Source organism: Dyella tabacisoli, assembly GCF_003350925.1.
Classification (GTDB): domain Bacteria; phylum Pseudomonadota; class Gammaproteobacteria; order Xanthomonadales; family Rhodanobacteraceae; genus Dyella_C; species Dyella_C tabacisoli.
In genome coordinates, this window is the sequence record NZ_KZ857174.1 from 49,852 (window position 1) to 67,163 (window position 17,312).

Below are 17,312 nucleotides of genomic sequence, written 5' to 3' on the forward strand. Positions count from 1 at the left end.
CTCAAAGAAAAGTAACCAAAAGAAAGAGCACCCCGGTGCGTCGCCCTTCGGGTGCGTGAGGGTCGGCCGGGCTTTTCGACAGGGCTTCCTGCCCTGGCGAAAAGGCATCGACATCCATGTCGATGCCCCTGCGGGCCTGATCGTCCAACCCTCACCGACGCACAGGGGCCCCAAGGTCAAGAGCCAACGTCAAAAACCGCCGCTCGCGCAGCTTTTGCCCCTCCCCCTACTTGTAGGGGGAGGGTGGGAGGGGGTGCATTCTTGCGACAACCCCACTCACAACACCGGATCAAACAACCGCGCCACATGCATCGCCAGCCGCTTGAGGTAAGACGCCTTGCGGTAGCTGTCTTCGTTCAACTCATCGGTTTGGGCAAAGTCATGCTCAAGCATGGCCTCTACTTCGGTGGCGAAATCCTCGTCCACGTTCAACGCGGTAATTTCAAAATTGAGCCGAAATGACCGACTGTCGAGATTCATGCTGCCGATGGAGGTGGTGTCGTGATCGACCAGCAGCACCTTCTGATGCACAAAACCGGGTCGATAGCGAAACATGCGGATGCCTGCGCAGACGGCGTCATGGGCGTACAAACCTGAGGCGAGAAACACCGTGTAATGATCTGGCCGGGAGGGAATCAGTATGCGTACGTCCACGCCGCGAAACACGGCCAGCCGCAGGGCGGACATCACCGCCTGATCGGGGACGAAGTACGGCGTGGTCAGCCATAGCCGTTGCTGCGCGGCGTGGATCAAGCTGACGAAGAGCAATGAGCAGCTTTCCTGGGCGTCGGCGGGGCCGGTGGCGGCAATCAGAGTGCTGGCGCCGCCATCGCCGGTTCGGGTCGGCAACAGTGGCGGCAACGCGTCGGTGACCCAATGCCAGTCTTCGGCAAAGCTGCGCTGCAAGTCGGCGACGGCGGGGCCTTGCAGCTCCATGTGTGTATCTCGCCAGGGCGCCAAGGGTGGCTTCAGGCCGAGATATTCGTCGCCGACATTGAGGCCGCCGACAAAGCCGCGCCAACCATCTATCACCACGATCTTGCGGTGATTGCGGAAATTTAGCTGAAAGCGATTGCTGCGCTGTTGGGTGGCAAACGGATGAATCGCCACGCCGCCGGCGCGCAAGGTTTCCACGTAATGCTTGGGCAAGGCATGGCTGCCAATGCCGTCGTACAGCACATAGACCTCCACGCCGGCCGCCGCGCGTTCCAGCAGCGCTTGTTGCATCCGGCGGCCGAGTTGATCGTCGTGAAAAATGAAGAACTGCATCAGCACGCATTGCCTGGCCTCGGCAATGGCCGCGAAAATCGCGTCGAAAGTGGCTTCGCCGTCGATCAGCAGGCGCAGGCGCTGGCCTTGATGAAAGCGCGCATCGGCCATGCTGGCGATGGCGGTATAGCGTGCGAGCGCGGGCAGCAGCGGGTCGGTGGCGGCATGTTCTTTGGCGATGATGCTGCGTAGTTGCCGACGCCTGGCCTGGTGCAGGTCCACATAGCCATGGAACCGGCTGCGCCCTAGAAACAGATAAGGCAGCAAGGTGAAATAGGGCAGTAGCGCCAAGCCCAGCACCCAGGCGAAAGCACCCTGCGGCGTGCGCGTATTCATCACGGCATGCATCGCCGCCAACATGCCGATGACATGCAGCAGGAGGGCGATAATTCCAATCAGGCTAAGCAGCATGAGTTATTAGAGCCTGTTTACGATCTCAGGATAGCCCGCGCCGGAAGCTGTTTGCGCGCGGGACAAGGAAGAATGAAAGAGTGTACGTCGGTACGCCGCTGAGTGATGACGCGGTCATGCGCGCAAGCAGACCCGGCCTGAGGGGGATGCCGCTGTGGCCGCCATAGCGGCTCAACGTGGGCTACTCTGAGGCGGTAACCACGCTCTGGGAGCCACCCTATGAAGGCCGTTGCCTACCGCCACTCGTTGCCGATTGCCGATACGCAGAGCTTGATCGACGTTGAACTGCCCGATCCGCTTGCACAAGGCCGTGACCTGCTGGTGAGGGTCGAAGCGATTTCGGTGAATCCGGTGGACACCAAGGTGCGCCAGCGCAATGACCCGCAAGGCGCTGACAAAGTGCTCGGCTGGGATGCCGCCGGTACGGTGGTCGCGGTGGGTGGCGAGGTGAGTTTGTTCAAGCCGGGCGATACGGTTTATTACGCCGGCGCGATTGATCGCACCGGCAGCAATGCGCAACTGCAGTTGGTCGATGAGCGCATTGTCGGGCGCAAACCCAACACGCTTGATTTCGCCCAGGCCGCCGCGCTGCCGTTGACCTCGATTACCGCATGGGAATTATTGTTCGACCGCCTTGGCGTGCCACGCGATCGCGCTGCCGGCAGCGTATTGATTACCGGCGCGGCAGGCGGGGTGGGTTCGATGGCGGTGCAACTGGCACGTCGACTGACCAGTCTTACCGTTATCGGCACTGCGTCACGCGAGGTGAGTCGTGATTGGGTGCTGGCCATGGGCGCTCATCATGTGGTCGATCATCACGGCGATCTGGCCGCCCAAGTGCGTGCGGTGTCACCGCTGGGCGTCAACTATGTACTCAGTCTCACCCACACCGAGCAACATTACGCCGCCATCGTCGATTTGCTGAAGCCGCAAGGGCGGTTGGCCTTGATCGACGATCCGGCCACGCTGCTGGATATTCGTGCGCTCAAGCCGAAAAGTCTGTCGCTGCATTGGGAGTCCATGTTCACCCGCTCGTTGTTTCGCACGGACGACATGCTCGACCAGCATCGTTTGCTCGACGAAGTGGCCGACCTGGTCGATGCCGGTGTGCTGCGCACCACCCTGCGTGAAAACCTGGGGCGTATCGATGCAGCGAATCTGCGTCGAGCACATGCTTTGCTGGAAAGCGGAAGCACCATCGGAAAATGGGTGCTCAGCGGTTTTTGATGTATCGCCACAGGCTTTAACGCCGGTGGCGATGAATGACGTGAAATCAGTTCAGGCGGCTAATAGCTGGTCGGCCAGCGCGCGCGCCTGTTGGCGGATCTCCGGCATCGCGGTGGACTCCCACAGCGTGCCGCGCAACAGGCTGCCGATGGCGAACAGCCGCGGTTGAATATCGCCCTGGTGATGCAAGCGACCCTCGGGTGTGGCATGGCAGCCGAGGCCCAGAGGATCGGCTGTGATGTGGCCGTTGGTCGCCAACTGACGTACCAATGGGTGCTGCGTGCGGCGTACATCGGTATCTAAGCCCACCGTCTGGATCAGCACGTCCGCGTGCATGGCCATCGGCGTATGGTCACCGCGCGGCTGGATTTGCAATTGCAAGCAACCGTCAGCCCATGCCACCGTTTGCAGCCGGCCCTTATGGCGCTGCAGCCGGCCGCTGCATTCAAGCGCGCTGAGGGTGTCGTTAAGCTGTGGTGGCATGCGATGCCGCGCGCGCTCCCAGGCCCAGCGTGCGTGGCGAAGAAAACGTGCGCGCTCGGCGTCTGGCAGGGCCAGCCATAGCGTTGGGGTATGCAGGCGCAACGCATCGATAACGGTGCGCCAATCGCGACTGTGCGCAATCGCCTCGCGCAGCAAATGCATCCAGGCGCGGATCTCCGGCGCATCGCGCATCGCTTCGACCAACCCGCCGCCATCGTCAGCGGGAGCCGACGCTGTCACGAGATGCGCTTCGGGTAGCAGGCCATGGCGCGAGATCGCGGTGAATCGTGCATTGGGCCATTGCACGGCCAATTCGATCAGTACATCGACGGCGGTGAGGCCCAGGCCGATCACGGCGACGTTGAGCGGCCGTGGGTCGGGCCGTGTTTCGGCCAAGAATCGCCATGGATCGATAATGTATTTGCCGCTGGCCAAAGCCTCATCGCTGACGCCGTTCAATGGCTGTGCCGGCAGTGCACCCAGTGCCAGTACGGCAGCATCGACGCGATGGCTGTTTTCACCTTGAATCACGGTGATGCCGTCATGTTCGGGTACTAGCGAATCGACGGCGAACGGCACCGTGCGAACGTCATGACCGACTGCTTGCGCGCGTTCCAGGGCATGCGCTACTTCAGTTTCGAGATAGTCGCCATATAGCCGGCGCGGTAGAAAATCAGTGCCGGCGATGGAGCGGTCGCCGCGTTGGGCGAAATCGAGAAAACCCTTCGGTTTACCGGCCAGCAGGCTCATCGAAGCGGCGCGTACATTGAGCAGATGGCGCTCTGAGCGCGTGCCATAAGCAACGCCGCGTGCTTGCGCGCCGCCCCCGGTATACCAATCCAGATGCAGGGGGCGGGTAGGTTGGCGATCCAGCAATTCACTTAGCAGCGTCGCCGCCGATGCGCCGCCGCCGATGATGGCGATCCGTCGTTTCATAAAGTCCCTTTGATTGGATGTTGCGATAGTGACGACTCCACTCAGCCGCGTAACTGGCCCGCGATAGCGGCGTATTGTGTCTGCGCATGCCATTCAGCGGCATGCTCGGTCGCCTGTTCGTAGGCGGTGTATTGCGCTAGCTGTCCACCATAGACATGTAGCGTGAGCGCCGTATCGTGGCGCGACAGGTTGCGGCAACGATGCGCGTGGGTGTCGCCTGCTTCGAACCAGGTGGCATCGCCCGGTCCCAGCCAATCGCGTTGGCGAAAGCGCAAGGCGTTCGATGCAGCCTCGCGCTCGTAGGACTCCACTTCAAGAGCGCCGTACAGCGCGACCTCGACCCCCCATAACCCGCCGTGATCGTGCACGGGCGTGTAGTAATTGGGCGGCCACGACATGATGAGTACGCTGATCGCCGGCCTGTTGCGTTCGCCAATCAGCCAGCGCTGAAAGCCGCGCTGAGGATGGTGCAACTTGCTCGGGCCATCGCCTGGTACGGGGGTGTCTTTATGAATAGCGCTGCCTAGCGCGCGAGCCATGGCGGCCAGATCGGGTTGCTCGCCAACGCCGTATTCGAGTGCGATCTCACGTAATGTTTTGATGGTTCGCGAATGCTTGCCCATGAACAACACTCTGCAGGGGACGGCGCGCAGTGGAGCATGGCTATCGTTAAAGTCATGTAACCCCAACGGTGACAGATGGTTAGAATCCACCCAAAGCCTGTCAGCCCTTTATATGAACAGCATGACTTCTGATCCATGAAAAGCCCGCTCAAGCGGCCTAATCTGCAGCCATGGCTTCATGCGGTACAGGCAGTTGCCTGATGCATGGAGAGCCGAGGAGAGCGACATGATTGCGATATTCGTTGTGGTGATGCTGTTCACGATGTTATGGCTGATCGGTTCGTTGATCGGCGTGATTTTCAAGCTGACCTTTGCCTTGATCGGCGGCCTGTTCAGTATCGTTGGTGCGGTATTGGGTCTGGTTTTTGGCGGCGTCGCGCTGATGATCGTCGCGCCGATCGTGGCATTGGCCTTGTTGCCGCTTTGTTTGCCTGTCTTGCTGCTGGTAGCCGTGATCTGGGCTATCGCTCGCGCAGCGCGGCAACCGGCAGCCGCCGCCACTGTCACGCCAAATACGGCAGCGCGCTAAGTAACCTGCTGCGATTGCCGTGGAAAGGCCCGGCTCCGCTGTGGTGGCGGGCCGGGCCTTGTTTTTTTACAGATCGCGCAGATCGAAGGTAACTGGCACACGTGCCCAGGCGCGCACATGCTGCCCTTGAACCATCGCTGGCTGGAACGTCCATTTCGCCAGCACCTGTTCGCGAGCGCTGCGATCGAGCAGGGGAGATCCGCAGCTTTGTTCGATTGCGACATCGACAGGTTTGCCATCCTCGTTGACCAACACACGTAGCAGCACAGTGCCGTGCAGACGTTGACGTAGTGCCTGCGTGGGGAAACTGAGCGGTGCCGATCGATAAGCCAGAGTGGCTTCGATGGGTGTAACGCTCACCGCTGCAACAGGTGTGGCATCAGAAGGCGCGATGGATACAGGGGTGACCGGTGGTGTCTCGACCCTGCCTTCGCTGGTCGGGACGGTCGCGGGTGGGGTCACGACTTGTTGCTGACGAGCATGCGGCGTGGCCTTGGGTTGCACCTTTTCTATCTCAATCGCCGGTGGCGGCGGCGGCGGAATCTCCTTCTGAATAATGCGCACCTGCGTGGGTAAAGCTTCTTCGATGCGCTGCATGATTTGCGGTGCGAGAGGCCGCAAGGCGATCAACAGTACGGCGATATTGATGACGATGGCCGCGCTATAGGCGGCGATGCGCACGCTGTCGGGATGCGTGCGGTGAGCAACGGGAAGATTTGCGGACACCATGAAGCCACCTCCTGCTCGTGGGGAAGGGAAGCGTGTATGGCACCGTGGCGAACGACACAGAGTCGTTGGGGAATCGCTCGGTGCGAGGCCAGTCTGGACTTCTCTTCCGAGCGAATGCAAAAGGTTTTTTTGAAACTAATCGATAAAGCCGGCCCGCCCCTGCGAGGGCCGGGCTATTTCTATCTGGACGTCTATATTCGCTCGGGGAAGGTCGGCGCGAGCCAATGAGCGAGCTGCGCCGAGAATCGGGGCTTACCGCGCCCGCCGCACCCGAGCCAGCGTAATCACGCCCACGCCGACCAGAATGATCGCCATGCCGAGCAAGTCATAGGGCCCGATCTGCTCGCCGACCATCACGATGCCGAACAGCACGGCGACCGGCGGGTTGACATAGGCGTAGGTCGTGGCCAGCGCCGGCCGCGCATGCTTGAGCACGTAGAGAAAGGCGCTGAACGCGATGATCGAGCCGAATACCGCCAGGTAAACGACGGCGAGCGTAGCCCGTAGCGTTGGGTGTGCAGGCATGTGCTCGCCGCTCATAAAGCTGACCAGCAACAACGCCACGCTGGCGCAAAGCATTTGCGCGGCGGTGTTCATGGGGCCCGGCGGCATCTCTTGGCGACGGCTCCAGATGGAGCCGAAAGCCCAGCTCATGGATGCGACGATCAACGCGAGTGCCCCGATCCGCGAGCCCGACAAGCCAGCGCCGAGGTTCAGCACGATCACGCCGACAAAGCCGATCATCAGGCCAAAGCTTTCGCGCCGCGTGGGCCGCTCGCCATAAAGGGTGGAGAACAGTGCCGCGAACAGCGGCATGCTGGCCACCGCCACGGCGGCAATGCCCGAGCTCACCCGCTGCTCGGCGAAGCACACCAGGCCATTGCCGAACCCAAGCAGCAAGATGCCGGTGATGGCCGCGTTGCGCCACTGCCGCGGTGTTGGCATCGCCATGCCGCGGACACGCAGAAAACCAAACATCGCAACGCCTGCACCGAGAAAGCGCAACCCGGCGAGCAGAAACGGCGGATAGCTCTCCAGCGCATAGCGGATACCCAGGTAAGTCGAACCCCAGATGATGTACAGCGCTAACAGCGACAGCGGCACCAGGACGCGCGTGTTGGCGAAAACGAGAGGCGCCCCGCGAGTCGCGGAGTCGGTGGTGGAATCGGTCATGAGCGGGGACGCAGGCAGGGCATCGCGGGGTGGATGCCTGACTATTCTAACTGCGGCTTATGCAATAAATGGATAAGCCGTAGCGAGGCTTTTGCAAGTCAGACTTGAAGTGCGCTCAAGGGGCTGCGCAGGCGGGTCAGGCGTACGCCACCGTCTCCCGTGCTGCCGTGCGCCGATGTTCACGCGCCAACAGCTCGCGTTTGCGCTCCACACCCCAACGCCAGCCACCGAGGCTGCCGTCCTCGCGCACGATGCGATGGCAGGGCACCAGCAGCGCCAGTCGGTTATTGCCGCAGGCGTTACCGATCGCACGTGCCGCACGCGGCATGCCCAGTTCGCTGGCCAGCTCGCCATAGCTCTTGGTGACGCCTTCGGGGATGCGCGTCAATGCTTCCCACACGCGCCATTGAAACGCCGTGGCGGCGACATCCAGTGGCGGCATCGCCGGTGCGGCGGTGTTGCTCCAGCCTAGTTCGCTGGCGATACGGGCGATCACCGCGTCCAGCCATTCCTCGCGCCCGGCATCGACGCGCTCATGTGTTGCCTGCGGAAATTCGGCGATCAGGCGCGCCTTCAGTTCGGCGTCGTCATCGCCCAGGGTGACCGAGCAGATGCCGCGCGTGGTGGTGGCGACCAGCAGCCGGCCCAGCGGTGTATCCGTGGTGGTGTAGCGAATGCTGGCGCCGGCGCCGCCGGCACGGTAGCTGGCCGGGGTCATGCCGAACAGGCGATCGCTATGCTCATACACCCGGCTGCCGGAGCCGAAACCGGCGTCGTATACCGCATCGGTTACGCGCGCGCCGTCGCGCAGCGCAGCTTTCAACTGGCCGAAGCGGCGGGCACGGTGGTATTCGGCCGGGCTCATGCCGTAGCGGCGGCGAAAGACGCGCTGCAAATGGCTGGGGCTTAACCCGGCGGCCTCGGCCAGCGTAGCCAGGCTGGGCGCCTCGTCGGCGTGTTCGATCAAGCCGCGAACGCGTTCGAGGGCAGTGTCGGTGGTGGCATTACGCATATTCATGGCGGCATCCGTAGATGAATGCCGTCAGATTAGTCCGGGTCGGTAACGGCAACTATCCGAATGTTGCGCTTAATGCGCAGTGCGGTTGGTTTGCTGCAAAACGACGAACTCGCCTTCGAGAACTTCCGGCTCATGCGCCTTGGCCGTCGCTGGGCGCTGGGCGTTGCGGTTTTGGGTCCATTGGCGCAAGGCGAACAGCACGGCGCCGCCGACCAGCAGCACACCGGCCACAATCAGCCCGAACACCAGCAACACGCCAACCAACGCAAGGCCGATCAGCAGCGACAATGCACGGACCAGAGGATGGCGGGAACGACGCGGAGAGAGCAGGACGAAGCGCATGTGTTAAAAATCCGTGTGGTAAAATCAACGACTTACGCGTGCAACGATGGGGCCTGATGGCCCGAGAGACAAGTGCCGATGGATACAGTGACACCCGCTCAAGCCGTTCTTTGCCAGCTTGAGGATATTCCCGATGGCGAGGCGATTGCCGTCGATGCCATGCTGGCCGATGGTGAAGAGAGCTTGATCTTGCTGCGCCGGGGCGAGGCGGTACATGCCTATCTCAATATCTGCCCGCACGCTGGCCGTCGGCTGGATTGGGCGCCGGGTAAATTTCTATTGAAGAACGACATCCTGGTTTGCGCCGCTCATGGCGCCAGTTTTCGCAGCGACGATGGTCGCTGTATTGCCGGGCCATGTCGTGGCGAGCATTTGCACCATGTGCCGGTGCGGGTGGATGGCGGTGACGTTAAGTTGGTTTAGGGGTTTGGCGTTATCGCAAGGCGGCCCCCTCCCCAACCCTCCCCTGCAGGCAGGGGAGGGAGTTAAGCTTTTTCGCCCCAGCCCTCACCGAAACATCAAATTAATCACGACCAAAGTGATTACCAGCACCAGCGCGGTCAGCGGCAAGCCCACACGCAGAAAATCCTTGCCGCGGTAGCCGCCGGGGCCGGCGATCATCATCAGCGCGGGATGACCCGAGCTGAGCAAAAAGGTGTTGGACGAGGACACCGCGACAATCAACGCATAAGCCGATGGATTGCCACCGGTAGCCACCGCGACGCTGATGGCGATCGGCACCATCATCACCGTTGCGCCGACGTTCGACATCACTTGCGAAAACAGCAAGGTCAGCACGGCCAATGACAACTGCAGCACCCATGGCGAGGCGCTGCCCAGGTGTTGCAGCACTTCTTGCGCGACCCAGGCGGCCGTGCCGGTGGCATCCATCGACCAGCCCAATGGAATCAGGCAGGCGGTAACAAAGATGGTTTTCCAGTTGATCGCTTTGTAAGCCTCGTCCATGTTCAGCACGCCGGTGAGCAGCATGCCGATGGCGCCGGTCATCATCGCCACGGACAGATCGAGGTGAGTGAACAAAGCCAGGCATTTGGCAAGTACAAAGAAGCCCACCGCCTGCCAGATCTTGCCTGGACGTTGTTCTTCCTTGGGAATGTCGGTCACCACGACCAGGTCTTTGTCTTCCGATGCCAGCACCAGATCGCGCCAACTTGAGTGCAGCACCAGGCTATCGCCGGCGCGCAGGCTGACCGAGCGCACATCGTCGCGAAAGACCTGATCGCCGCGATTCACCGCCAGTACCGATACGCCATAGCGCTTGCGCAAGCGCAGATCGCCGACGGTCTGCTTGATAAAGCGCGAGCTGGGCGGAATCACCGCCTCGGAAATACCTGCGCGGCTTGGGTTGAACAACTCGCCCAACTGGCGCATGCGCGGCGATAGCCGGCAGAGTTGGTTATTGGCGAACTGATTGAGCTGATCGCGTGGCCCGAGTACGCCAAGCACCGAGCCGACCCAGATCACCAGGTCGACCGGCGGCGCCATGCGTGCTTCGGTGCCGCTTTTGATCGCCAGGATCAGCGGCGCGCCATATAGCTGTTCGACCTCGCCGATGCTCATGCCGACCAAGGGGCTTTCGGCGGTGACGGTGAGTTCGGCGGTTTCACCGACGATGCCGTAGGTCTCGGCGAAGTAGCTCTCGGTACGGCCGGGCGTCACTTTAAGGCGTTGGTCTTCGCGTTCCGGCAGCAGTTTTCGGGTGAACAGATAAAAGAACAGCACGCCAGTCAGCGCCAGCACCAGGCCCACCGGAGTGACGCTGAACAAGCCGAATTTCGGAATCGTGTGGGCACCCGCCGGTAGATTGGCGTTGGCGCTGGCGATCAAATCGTTCAGCACGATCAGCGGCGAGTTCGCGATCAGGGTAGTGTTGGTCGCGGTAAGAATGCAGAACGCCATCGGCAAAAGCAGGCGCGAGATCGGCACGCCGGTACGCGCCGCCAGGCGGCTGGTCACCGGGATCATCAACGCCGCCAGCGCCTGGCTTGGAATCACCGCACTGAACAAGCTGGTGACCAGGTTGATGACCAGGCCAAGACGCGATTCCACCCCGCGCGCCATGCGCATCACGAAGCTGGCGGTAAGCGAGAGTACGCCGGCGCGGTCGAGCCCGGCGCCCATAATCATGATCGCGATGATCGCGATGACGGCATTACCGGCAAAGCCGTTGAATACGCGTTCGGAAGGGATCAGCCCGGTGAGGCCGATGACCACCACCACCAGCAAGGCCACCATGTCGGCGCGGATCCATTCCAGCACCAGCATCAGCATGGTGAAGCCGACCAGGCAGAGCACCAGGATCATTTCGGGGCTGAGCGAGAGTCCCACTAGCGATCGTCCTGCTGCGACGACGGGCAGAGGTAGATGCGATTGTGCAGTAGACAGGCTCTCACGCTGCGGCGACTCATCCCTGTTTGATGCGCGAGTATAAGCGTGGCGGCACGGTTGCTGGTGAACCGCGCGCCAGCATCCCTAGATCTTTCGGTACAACAAATCCCATACGCCATGGCCGAGCTTCAAGCCACGCCGCTCGAAATGGGTTTCGATGCGCCACTCCGGCTTCTCCGCATACTCGCCTGGGCCAAGTTGATTGCGCCAGTCCGGTGCGGCTTCCATCACTTCCAGCATGTGTTCGGCATAGGGTTGCCAATCAGTCGCCAGATGCAGCAGGCCATCTGGCGCCATGCGCGAGGCAAGCATGGCGACGAAGTCGGGCTGGATGATGCGGCGCTTGTTATGGCGTTTCTTATGCCATGGGTCGGGAAACCAGATGCGCGCCTCAGCCAGCGTGCTGGGGGCGATCTCGTTTTCAAGCACCTCAACGGCATCGTGCTTGTATAGCCGCACATTGCTCGCATCGCGGGCAGCCAGCGCATTCATCAGTCGGCCGACACCGGGGCCGTGCACTTCGATGCCGATGAAATCCCGCGCCCGGTCGTGCTCGCTGGCCCAAGCCAGTGCCTCGCCGTTGCCAAAGCCGATTTCCAGCACCAGCGGAGCGGAGCGGCCGAAACGGCTGGAATAATCCTGCGCGGCACCGCTGTAGTCGATGCCGTAACGCGACCAGTGCTCATCGAATGCGCGTTGCTGCGCTGGCGTCATGCGGCCTTCGCGCAGTACGAAGCTGCGGATGCGGCGCATATATTCCGGGACGTTGCCGCTGCTGTGGTCGGGGGTATCGGTCATGGTCATCAACCAATCGTGCCGTCGATCGGGCTGGAGGCCGAAGCGAAGCGTTTGCGCGGAATGCGCCCGGCGTGAAAGGCGGCACGCCCGGCCTGAATCGCCAATTTCATCGCATGCGCCATCAAGACGGGGTTTTTGGCGCCGGCAATGGCCGAATTCATCAACACGCCATCGCAACCCAGCTCCATCGCGATGGCCGCGTCAGAGGCCGTGCCTACGCCGGCGTCGATGATGATCGGCACATTGGCGTTCTCGATGATTTCCAGCAGGTTGTAGCGGTTCTGGATGCCCAGGCCGGAGCCGATGGGCGAAGCCAGCGGCATCACCGCCGCGCAGCCGATGTTCTCCAGGCGTTTGGCCAGAATCGGGTCGTCGCTGGTATAGACCATTACGTCGAAACCATCGGCGACCAGGATTTCAGCCGCCTTGAGCGTCTCCACCACGTCCGGGAACAAGGTGCGCTGATCGGCCAGCACTTCCAGCTTGACCAGTTTGTGACCATCCAGCAGCTCACGCGCCAGTTTGCAGGTGCGCACGGCATCGACCGCGTTGTAGCAGCCCGCAGTGTTCGGCAGCAGGGTGAATTCTTCCGGCGGCAGTGCGTCGAGCAAGTTGGGCTGGCTGCTGTCCTGGCCGATATTTACGCGGCGAATCGCCAGCGTGACGATTTGCGCGCCGGCAGCCTGGGTGGCGCGGCGGGTTTCGTCGAAATCCTTGTACTTACCGGTGCCGGTGAGCAGGCGCGAGCCGTAGCTGGTGCCGGCGATGATGAGCGGGTCGGCGGAATCGTGAAGTTGGATATTCATCGGAGGGGGTCTTGGACAGGCTCTAAAGATTGCGGTAATGCCGGCGCGGCATGGCGAAGGGGCGCGGACTAACCGCCGCCGATAGCGTGAACGATCTCGACCTGATCGCCTTCATGCAGTATCTGACTGACATGCAGGCTGCGCGGGACGATCTCGTGATTCAGTTCCACCGCCACGCGGCGGTCGCCATAACCGGCTTCCTGCAGTAATTGGGCAATGGTGATAGCGGTGGCGCAGTCTCGCGGACTGCCGTTGAGCGTGATGTGCATCGGGCTATTGTAGCGATAGCGGCCTGGCGAGCAGGCATTGACGGCGAGCGCACCAGATACCAGCGCCATGACCGTATCCATGGCAGTTCCAATGCTTGCCGCTCCCGGTTACCATCCGCCGACGACGCGGGTGTAGCTCAATGGTAGAGCTGTAGCTTCCCAAGCTACTGACGAGGGTTCGATTCCCTTCACCCGCTCCATCCCCCCTTGCTCCACGAGCTTACCTAGACCCTGCACCGATATGGCAGAACTAATCACTCTCGGTTGGCGGGAGCGGCTGGCGTTGCCGCAGCTTGGCATTGCCACACTCAAGGTCAAGCTCGATACCGGCGCCCGCAGCAGCTCGCTGCACGTGGACACGCTGGAGAGCTTTGAGCGCGATGGCGTGACCTGGCTGCGCTTCACCGTCGACACCGACCGCCGCCAGCACACCCAGGTGCACTGTGAAGCGCCGGCGCTGGATCGTCGGGTGGTCACCGATACCGGCGGGCGCCGCACCGAACGCTGGTTTATCCGCAGCGAGGTCACGTTGGCCGGGCGCACCTTTCATGCCGACATCAATCTGACCGATCGTCGCCATATGCTGTTTCCCATGTTGCTGGGGCGTACCGCGCTGCTTGGGCGGTTTGCGGTCGATCCAGCGCTTTCTTACACCCAGCCGCGGTCATTGGCCGTGGTTACGGACACCCCATGAAGATTGCTATTTTGTCCCGCAATGCCCGCCTGTATTCGACCGCGCGACTGGTCGAGGCGGCGCGCGAGCGCGGCCACGTCGTGCGTGTACTCGATCCGTTGCGCTGTTATGTGCGAATTGCCCCCGGCGACGTCGCCATTCGTTACAAAGGCAAGGCTTTGCGCGACATCGATGCGGTGATTCCGCGCATCGGCACCTCCAGCACCTTCTATGGCACCGCCGTGCTGCGTCAATTGGAAATGATGGGTGTGTATACCCCCAATCCATCGGATGCCGTGCTGCGTGCCCGCGACAAACTGCGCTGCCTGCAGATTTTGGCCGCGCAGGGCCTGGACATGCCGGTAACGGTATTCGGCGACAACCCCGACGACACCAACGACGTGCTGGCCATGCTGGGCGATCCGCCGCATGTCATCAAGCTCAACGAGGGTAGCCAGGGCACCGGCGTGGTATTGGCAGAGAAGCGCAGTGCTTCGCAGAGCGTGGTCGAGGCGTTTCGCGGTCTGTACGCCAATTTCCTGGTGCAAGAGTTTATCGGCGAGGCCAACGGCAGCGACCTGCGTTGCTTCGTGGTCGGCAAAAAAGTCGTCGCGGCGATGCAGCGCGATGCCAGCCCCGGTGAGTTTCGCGCCAACCTGCACCGTGGCGGCAGCGCCAGTGCCGCCATTTTGAGTGCGGAGGAAAAGCGCATTGCCGTGCGTGCCGCCGCCGCACTGGGCCTGGGCATCGCCGGCGTGGATTTGCTTCGCTCCAAGCGTGGTCCGCTGCTGCTCGAAGTGAATGCTTCACCGGGCCTGGAAGGTATCGAGGCGGCCACCGGGGTGAATGTGTCGGCGCAGATCATTCAGCATCTAGAGAAGCACGCGAAGCCGAAAAAGTGAGAGTTAACGGCCCAATGAGCAAGGGTTAACTGCGCCGTAACTCATGCCGCCCTATAAAGGGATCGCTGTTAGCTGTTCGACACTTCAACCGAAAGGTCAGTGACGTCAGATGACGGTATCGGGGCAGTAGCTTGAGCCCAGGCGCGTCGGCCATTGTCGACGTACCTGGGCCTTTTTCTTTCTGCCATGAGGATGGGACGAGGCTTTGTTCAGTTTCGCGCCAGCGATCTGTCACCTTCCCACCCCATCCAACTTGTTAATTGTTAAGCTTGCAGCCCGGCCGGCCTGTGCGTCGGCTGCGTAGCGGAGTGACGCATGCGCGTACTGGTAATCGAAGACAATAGCGATATCGCGACCAACATCGGCGACTATCTCGAAGATCGTGGCCACGTGGTCGATTTTGCCGGAGACGGCGTAACCGGCCTGCATCTGGCGGTAGTCCACGATTTCGACGTGATCGTGCTCGATTTGACCCTGCCGGGCATGGACGGCCTGGATGTGGCGCGCAAGCTGCGCCACGAGGCACACAAGCAGACCCCGGTGCTGATGCTGACCGCACGCGACTCCTTGGAGCACAAGCTCACCGGTTTCGATTCCGGCGCCGACGACTACATGACCAAACCCTTTGCGCTGCAAGAGTTGGTGGCGCGACTGGAAGTGTTGGCGCGTCGTGGCAAGGGCCCGCAAAGCCGCGTGCTTAAAGTGGACGACCTTACCTACAACCTCGACACCCTTACGGTGACCCGCGCGGGCAAATCCATCCAGCTCAACCCGATCGGCTTGAAGCTGCTGCAAGCCTTGATGGAGGCAAGCCCATCGGTGGTCACCCGGCAACAGTTGGAGCAGCGCGTGTGGGGCGAGGGTCTGCCCGACAGCGATTCGCTGCGCGTGCATATCCATGGCCTGCGTGCGTCGATCGACAAACCGTTCGACAAGCCGTTGATCCATACGCGGCATGGCATTGGTTATCGCATGGTCGAGCAGGATGCAGTCTAGGCGTAAGCTGCGGTTTCGCCTCGTCGTCTCATTCGCGCTGTTCGGCTTCGGCCTCAGCGCGTTGTTCGCGTTTGCGGCGTTGAATATTCGCTCACGGGTCGAAGATCAGTTGGTCAACTCCAGCTTGCTTGACGATGCCAAGTGGGCGAATCAGCAGGCGTACGCCGGAAAACCCAGCGGATCGCGCCTGCTCACCGGTTCGGTACTGAGTGACCGCACCATTTACAAGGCGCCCCTGTCCTGGCAAAACCTGCCGACGGGCGTGCACAACATCAACGAGCCCGATCCCGATACTGCGCAGATTCGACACTACAAGCTGGCCGTCTATCGCGAGAACGGCATCATCAGCTTTGTTCGCTATGACGCCTCCCGCGAAGAATTGGGTAAGCGGCAGTTGCTTATCAGTGTGATCGGTGCGGTCTTTTTGTTCGGCCTGCTTTCGCTGGCGCTGGGTTTGTGGCTTTCGCGCAAAGTGTTGAAGCCGGTGAGCGATCTCGCCCGTCGTTTGCGCGACTTTCGCAAGAGCGGCAAGGCCGAGCCGTTGGCGCCGCATTTCGCCGATGACGAAGTAGGCGAGTTGGCGTTGGCGCTGGACGAGTACTCCGGCCGGCTTACCGCGATGGTCGAGCGTGACCGCGAGTTCAACTCCGACGTCAGCCACGAACTACGCACGCCATTGGCGGTGATTTCCAGCACGACTGAGTTGCTGCAAGGCTCGCCCGATCTCACCGACAAATTGCGCGAACGCCTCAAGCGCATCGAGCGCGCCTCGCGCCAAGCCAATGAAATGATCGAGGCCTTGCTGCTGTTGTCGCGAGCCGAGCGACGCGGCCCTACGCGCGGCGAAACGACAGACGTGAGCAAAGTGGCGGCCGACGTGATCGAAAGCCAGCGCCCGCAGATGCGTGACAAACCGCTGGAAGTCGAGCTGGTGGTGCATGAAGGCATAAGCGTGAATGCGCCGGCTTCAGTGCTGTCGGTGGCATTGACCAACCTGATCGGTAACGCGATCAAATACACCTTGGCGGGCATGGTCACCGTGGTGATCGGACAGGGCAGTATCGAGGTCATCGATACCGGCCCCGGCATCAAGCCCGAGGATGCCGAGCGCTTGTTCCAACGCGGTGTGCGTGGCGAAGGCGCAGGCGGCAGCGGCGCTGGCCTCGGTCTGGCGATCGTGCGCAGGCTATGCGAGCTATACGGCTGGCATGTATCGATGCGTCCGCGCAGTGATGCGAATGGGGCGATTGCGAGCATCAAATTCGGTTGATGGATGCCTACCGTTCCGAATGATAATTAAGTCGACTTTGTCGATTTAATTTCATTATTAAGTCAATACGACATCAACGATTTATCGCATTGACAAATAATTCATTATCAATCTGCTAGGCGATAACCGGCGACGGCTGCGCCTGGCAGTGTTTTGCTGCGACGCACAAAGTGTGATGCGAAACACATAATGTCATGTAGACAAGCCATAAATGGCTGCCGATACTCAAGTCCAGACGCACTGTTCGACAGGCTTCTATGTTTGGCTGGGCTTGTCATAAGCATCACGGAACTTTCATCTCGGTTATTCAGAATATACGTATTCAATAATCGATGGTGTTAATAGCGATGATTGACAGCGGTTAGGCCGCGCCGTCATTCGCGTTAAAAAACAAGGCAAGGAAAGCTTTTTAAGGCATGGTCATCATGGACCGTGACGGCTTTGTATTG

The 17,312-nt window shown here is 61.2% G+C and carries 18 protein-coding genes and 1 tRNA gene; 8 read left to right on the top strand and 11 right to left on the bottom strand.

The features are described from left to right. Positions 1-276 precede the first annotated feature (276 nt). Positions 277-1,680, bottom strand: coding sequence for a cardiolipin synthase (cls, locus tag DVJ77_RS04375; protein ID WP_114844274.1), 1,404 nt, complete (start codon positions 1,678-1,680; stop codon positions 277-279). Between the two features lie 219 nt (positions 1,681-1,899). Here cls and DVJ77_RS04380 point away from each other — a divergent pair, with 219 nt between their 5' ends. Beyond that, the gene (locus DVJ77_RS04380; protein ID WP_114844275.1) at positions 1,900-2,907 is read left to right on the top strand and encodes a zinc-binding alcohol dehydrogenase family protein; all 1,008 of its coding nucleotides are present in this window, start codon (positions 1,900-1,902) and stop codon (positions 2,905-2,907) included. Between the two features lie 51 nt (positions 2,908-2,958). On the opposite strand, the gene DVJ77_RS04385 is transcribed toward DVJ77_RS04380, so the two are convergent. Then, positions 2,959-4,326 carry an FAD/NAD(P)-binding protein gene (locus tag DVJ77_RS04385; RefSeq protein WP_114844276.1) on the bottom strand — a complete coding sequence of 456 codons (1,368 nt, stop codon included), beginning with the start codon at positions 4,324-4,326 and terminating at the stop codon, positions 2,959-2,961. 41 nt (positions 4,327-4,367) lie between these two features. Continuing rightward, on the bottom strand, positions 4,368-4,949 hold the full coding sequence (locus tag DVJ77_RS04390) for a cysteine dioxygenase (protein ID WP_114844277.1): 582 nt from the start codon (positions 4,947-4,949) through the stop codon (positions 4,368-4,370). A gap of 226 nt (positions 4,950-5,175) precedes the next feature. On the opposite strand from DVJ77_RS04390, the gene DVJ77_RS04395 reads away from it, so the two are divergent. Beyond that, on the top strand, positions 5,176-5,478 hold the full coding sequence (locus DVJ77_RS04395) for a hypothetical protein (RefSeq protein WP_114844278.1): 303 nt from the start codon (positions 5,176-5,178) through the stop codon (positions 5,476-5,478). Positions 5,479-5,544: 66 nt separating this feature from the next. On the opposite strand, the gene DVJ77_RS04400 is transcribed toward DVJ77_RS04395, so the two are convergent. From DVJ77_RS04400 to DVJ77_RS04415, 4 genes are all read right to left on the bottom strand, one after another. Beyond that, positions 5,545-6,207 (bottom strand): energy transducer TonB, encoded by a 663-nt coding sequence (locus DVJ77_RS04400; RefSeq protein ID WP_114844279.1) that lies wholly within the window; start codon positions 6,205-6,207, stop codon positions 5,545-5,547. A 252-nt stretch (positions 6,208-6,459) separates the two neighbouring features. After that, on the bottom strand, positions 6,460-7,380 hold the full coding sequence (gene yedA, locus DVJ77_RS04405; RefSeq protein WP_114844280.1) for a drug/metabolite exporter YedA: 921 nt from the start codon (positions 7,378-7,380) through the stop codon (positions 6,460-6,462). Between the two features lie 136 nt (positions 7,381-7,516). Beyond that, a complete protein-coding gene (locus tag DVJ77_RS04410) occupies positions 7,517-8,398 on the bottom strand; it encodes a methylated-DNA--[protein]-cysteine S-methyltransferase (RefSeq protein WP_114844281.1) in 882 nt (293 codons plus the stop codon). Positions 8,399-8,467: 69 nt separating this feature from the next. Next, positions 8,468-8,740: a hypothetical protein gene (locus tag DVJ77_RS04415; protein ID WP_114844282.1), complete on the bottom strand. Its 273-nt coding sequence runs from the start codon at positions 8,738-8,740 to the stop codon at positions 8,468-8,470. Positions 8,741-8,818: 78 nt separating this feature from the next. On the opposite strand from DVJ77_RS04415, the gene DVJ77_RS04420 reads away from it, so the two are divergent. Further along, on the top strand, positions 8,819-9,163 hold the full coding sequence (locus tag DVJ77_RS04420; RefSeq protein ID WP_114844283.1) for a Rieske (2Fe-2S) protein: 345 nt from the start codon (positions 8,819-8,821) through the stop codon (positions 9,161-9,163). 84 nt (positions 9,164-9,247) lie between these two features. Here DVJ77_RS04420 and DVJ77_RS04425 read toward each other — a convergent pair whose 3' ends face one another. From DVJ77_RS04425 to thiS, 4 genes are all read right to left on the bottom strand, one after another. Next, complete coding sequence (locus DVJ77_RS04425; protein ID WP_114844284.1) at positions 9,248-11,065, bottom strand: SLC13 family permease; 1,818 nt, start codon at positions 11,063-11,065, stop codon at positions 9,248-9,250. Positions 11,066-11,233: 168 nt separating this feature from the next. Next, a complete protein-coding gene (trmB, locus tag DVJ77_RS04430) occupies positions 11,234-11,953 on the bottom strand; it encodes a tRNA (guanosine(46)-N7)-methyltransferase TrmB (protein WP_380037021.1) in 720 nt (239 codons plus the stop codon). Next, the gene (locus tag DVJ77_RS04435; protein WP_114844285.1) at positions 11,953-12,753 is read right to left on the bottom strand and encodes a thiazole synthase; all 801 of its coding nucleotides are present in this window, start codon (positions 12,751-12,753) and stop codon (positions 11,953-11,955) included. Before DVJ77_RS04435 ends, trmB begins: the two co-directional genes overlap by 1 nt. Before the next feature lie 68 nt (positions 12,754-12,821). Further along, positions 12,822-13,091 carry a sulfur carrier protein ThiS gene (gene thiS, locus DVJ77_RS04440; RefSeq protein ID WP_380037026.1) on the bottom strand — a complete coding sequence of 90 codons (270 nt, stop codon included), beginning with the start codon at positions 13,089-13,091 and terminating at the stop codon, positions 12,822-12,824. 57 nt (positions 13,092-13,148) lie between these two features. Here thiS and DVJ77_RS04445 point away from each other — a divergent pair. The 5 genes from DVJ77_RS04445 (at position 13,149) to DVJ77_RS04465 (ending at position 16,863) form a co-directional block, all read left to right on the top strand. Next, positions 13,149-13,222: transfer RNA gene (locus DVJ77_RS04445), tRNA-Gly, on the top strand. 41 nt (positions 13,223-13,263) lie between these two features. Next, on the top strand, positions 13,264-13,716 hold the full coding sequence (locus DVJ77_RS04450; protein WP_114844286.1) for an ATP-dependent zinc protease family protein: 453 nt from the start codon (positions 13,264-13,266) through the stop codon (positions 13,714-13,716). Further along, complete coding sequence (gene rimK / locus DVJ77_RS04455) at positions 13,713-14,597, top strand: 30S ribosomal protein S6--L-glutamate ligase (protein ID WP_114844287.1); 885 nt, start codon at positions 13,713-13,715, stop codon at positions 14,595-14,597. Before DVJ77_RS04450 ends, rimK begins: the two co-directional genes overlap by 4 nt. Positions 14,598-14,912: 315 nt before the next feature. Beyond that, complete coding sequence (locus DVJ77_RS04460) at positions 14,913-15,593, top strand: response regulator transcription factor (RefSeq protein ID WP_114844288.1); 681 nt, start codon at positions 14,913-14,915, stop codon at positions 15,591-15,593. Further along, positions 15,583-16,863 carry a sensor histidine kinase gene (locus DVJ77_RS04465; protein ID WP_114844289.1) on the top strand — a complete coding sequence of 427 codons (1,281 nt, stop codon included), beginning with the start codon at positions 15,583-15,585 and terminating at the stop codon, positions 16,861-16,863. Before DVJ77_RS04460 ends, DVJ77_RS04465 begins: the two co-directional genes overlap by 11 nt. Positions 16,864-17,312: the final 449 nt, after the last annotated feature.

What these genes read in the sequence shown, in the direction of transcription:
- thiS (WP_380037026.1), bottom strand. Translation starts at nt 13,091, where the DNA reads ATGGCGCTGGTATCTGGTGCGCTCGCCGTCAATGCCTGCTCGCCAGGC.
- rimK (WP_114844287.1), top strand. Translation starts at nt 13,713, where the DNA reads ATGAAGATTGCTATTTTGTCCCGCAATGCCCGCCTGTATTCGACCGCG.
- DVJ77_RS04400 (WP_114844279.1), bottom strand. Translation starts at nt 6,207, where the DNA reads ATGGTGTCCGCAAATCTTCCCGTTGCTCACCGCACGCATCCCGACAGC.
- DVJ77_RS04425 (WP_114844284.1), bottom strand. Translation starts at nt 11,065, where the DNA reads ATGATCCTGGTGCTCTGCCTGGTCGGCTTCACCATGCTGATGCTGGTG.
- DVJ77_RS04460 (WP_114844288.1), top strand. Translation starts at nt 14,913, where the DNA reads ATGCGCGTACTGGTAATCGAAGACAATAGCGATATCGCGACCAACATC.
- DVJ77_RS04420 (WP_114844283.1), top strand. Translation starts at nt 8,819, where the DNA reads ATGGATACAGTGACACCCGCTCAAGCCGTTCTTTGCCAGCTTGAGGAT.
- DVJ77_RS04435 (WP_114844285.1), bottom strand. Translation starts at nt 12,753, where the DNA reads ATGAATATCCAACTTCACGATTCCGCCGACCCGCTCATCATCGCCGGC.
- trmB (WP_380037021.1), bottom strand. Translation starts at nt 11,953, where the DNA reads ATGACCATGACCGATACCCCCGACCACAGCAGCGGCAACGTCCCGGAA.
- DVJ77_RS04395 (WP_114844278.1), top strand. Translation starts at nt 5,176, where the DNA reads ATGATTGCGATATTCGTTGTGGTGATGCTGTTCACGATGTTATGGCTG.
- DVJ77_RS04390 (WP_114844277.1), bottom strand. Translation starts at nt 4,949, where the DNA reads ATGGGCAAGCATTCGCGAACCATCAAAACATTACGTGAGATCGCACTC.
- cls (WP_114844274.1), bottom strand. Translation starts at nt 1,680, where the DNA reads ATGCTGCTTAGCCTGATTGGAATTATCGCCCTCCTGCTGCATGTCATC.
- DVJ77_RS04450 (WP_114844286.1), top strand. Translation starts at nt 13,264, where the DNA reads ATGGCAGAACTAATCACTCTCGGTTGGCGGGAGCGGCTGGCGTTGCCG.
- DVJ77_RS04465 (WP_114844289.1), top strand. Translation starts at nt 15,583, where the DNA reads ATGCAGTCTAGGCGTAAGCTGCGGTTTCGCCTCGTCGTCTCATTCGCG.
- DVJ77_RS04410 (WP_114844281.1), bottom strand. Translation starts at nt 8,398, where the DNA reads ATGAATATGCGTAATGCCACCACCGACACTGCCCTCGAACGCGTTCGC.
- DVJ77_RS04415 (WP_114844282.1), bottom strand. Translation starts at nt 8,740, where the DNA reads ATGCGCTTCGTCCTGCTCTCTCCGCGTCGTTCCCGCCATCCTCTGGTC.
- DVJ77_RS04385 (WP_114844276.1), bottom strand. Translation starts at nt 4,326, where the DNA reads ATGAAACGACGGATCGCCATCATCGGCGGCGGCGCATCGGCGGCGACG.
- yedA (WP_114844280.1), bottom strand. Translation starts at nt 7,380, where the DNA reads ATGACCGATTCCACCACCGACTCCGCGACTCGCGGGGCGCCTCTCGTT.
- DVJ77_RS04380 (WP_114844275.1), top strand. Translation starts at nt 1,900, where the DNA reads ATGAAGGCCGTTGCCTACCGCCACTCGTTGCCGATTGCCGATACGCAG.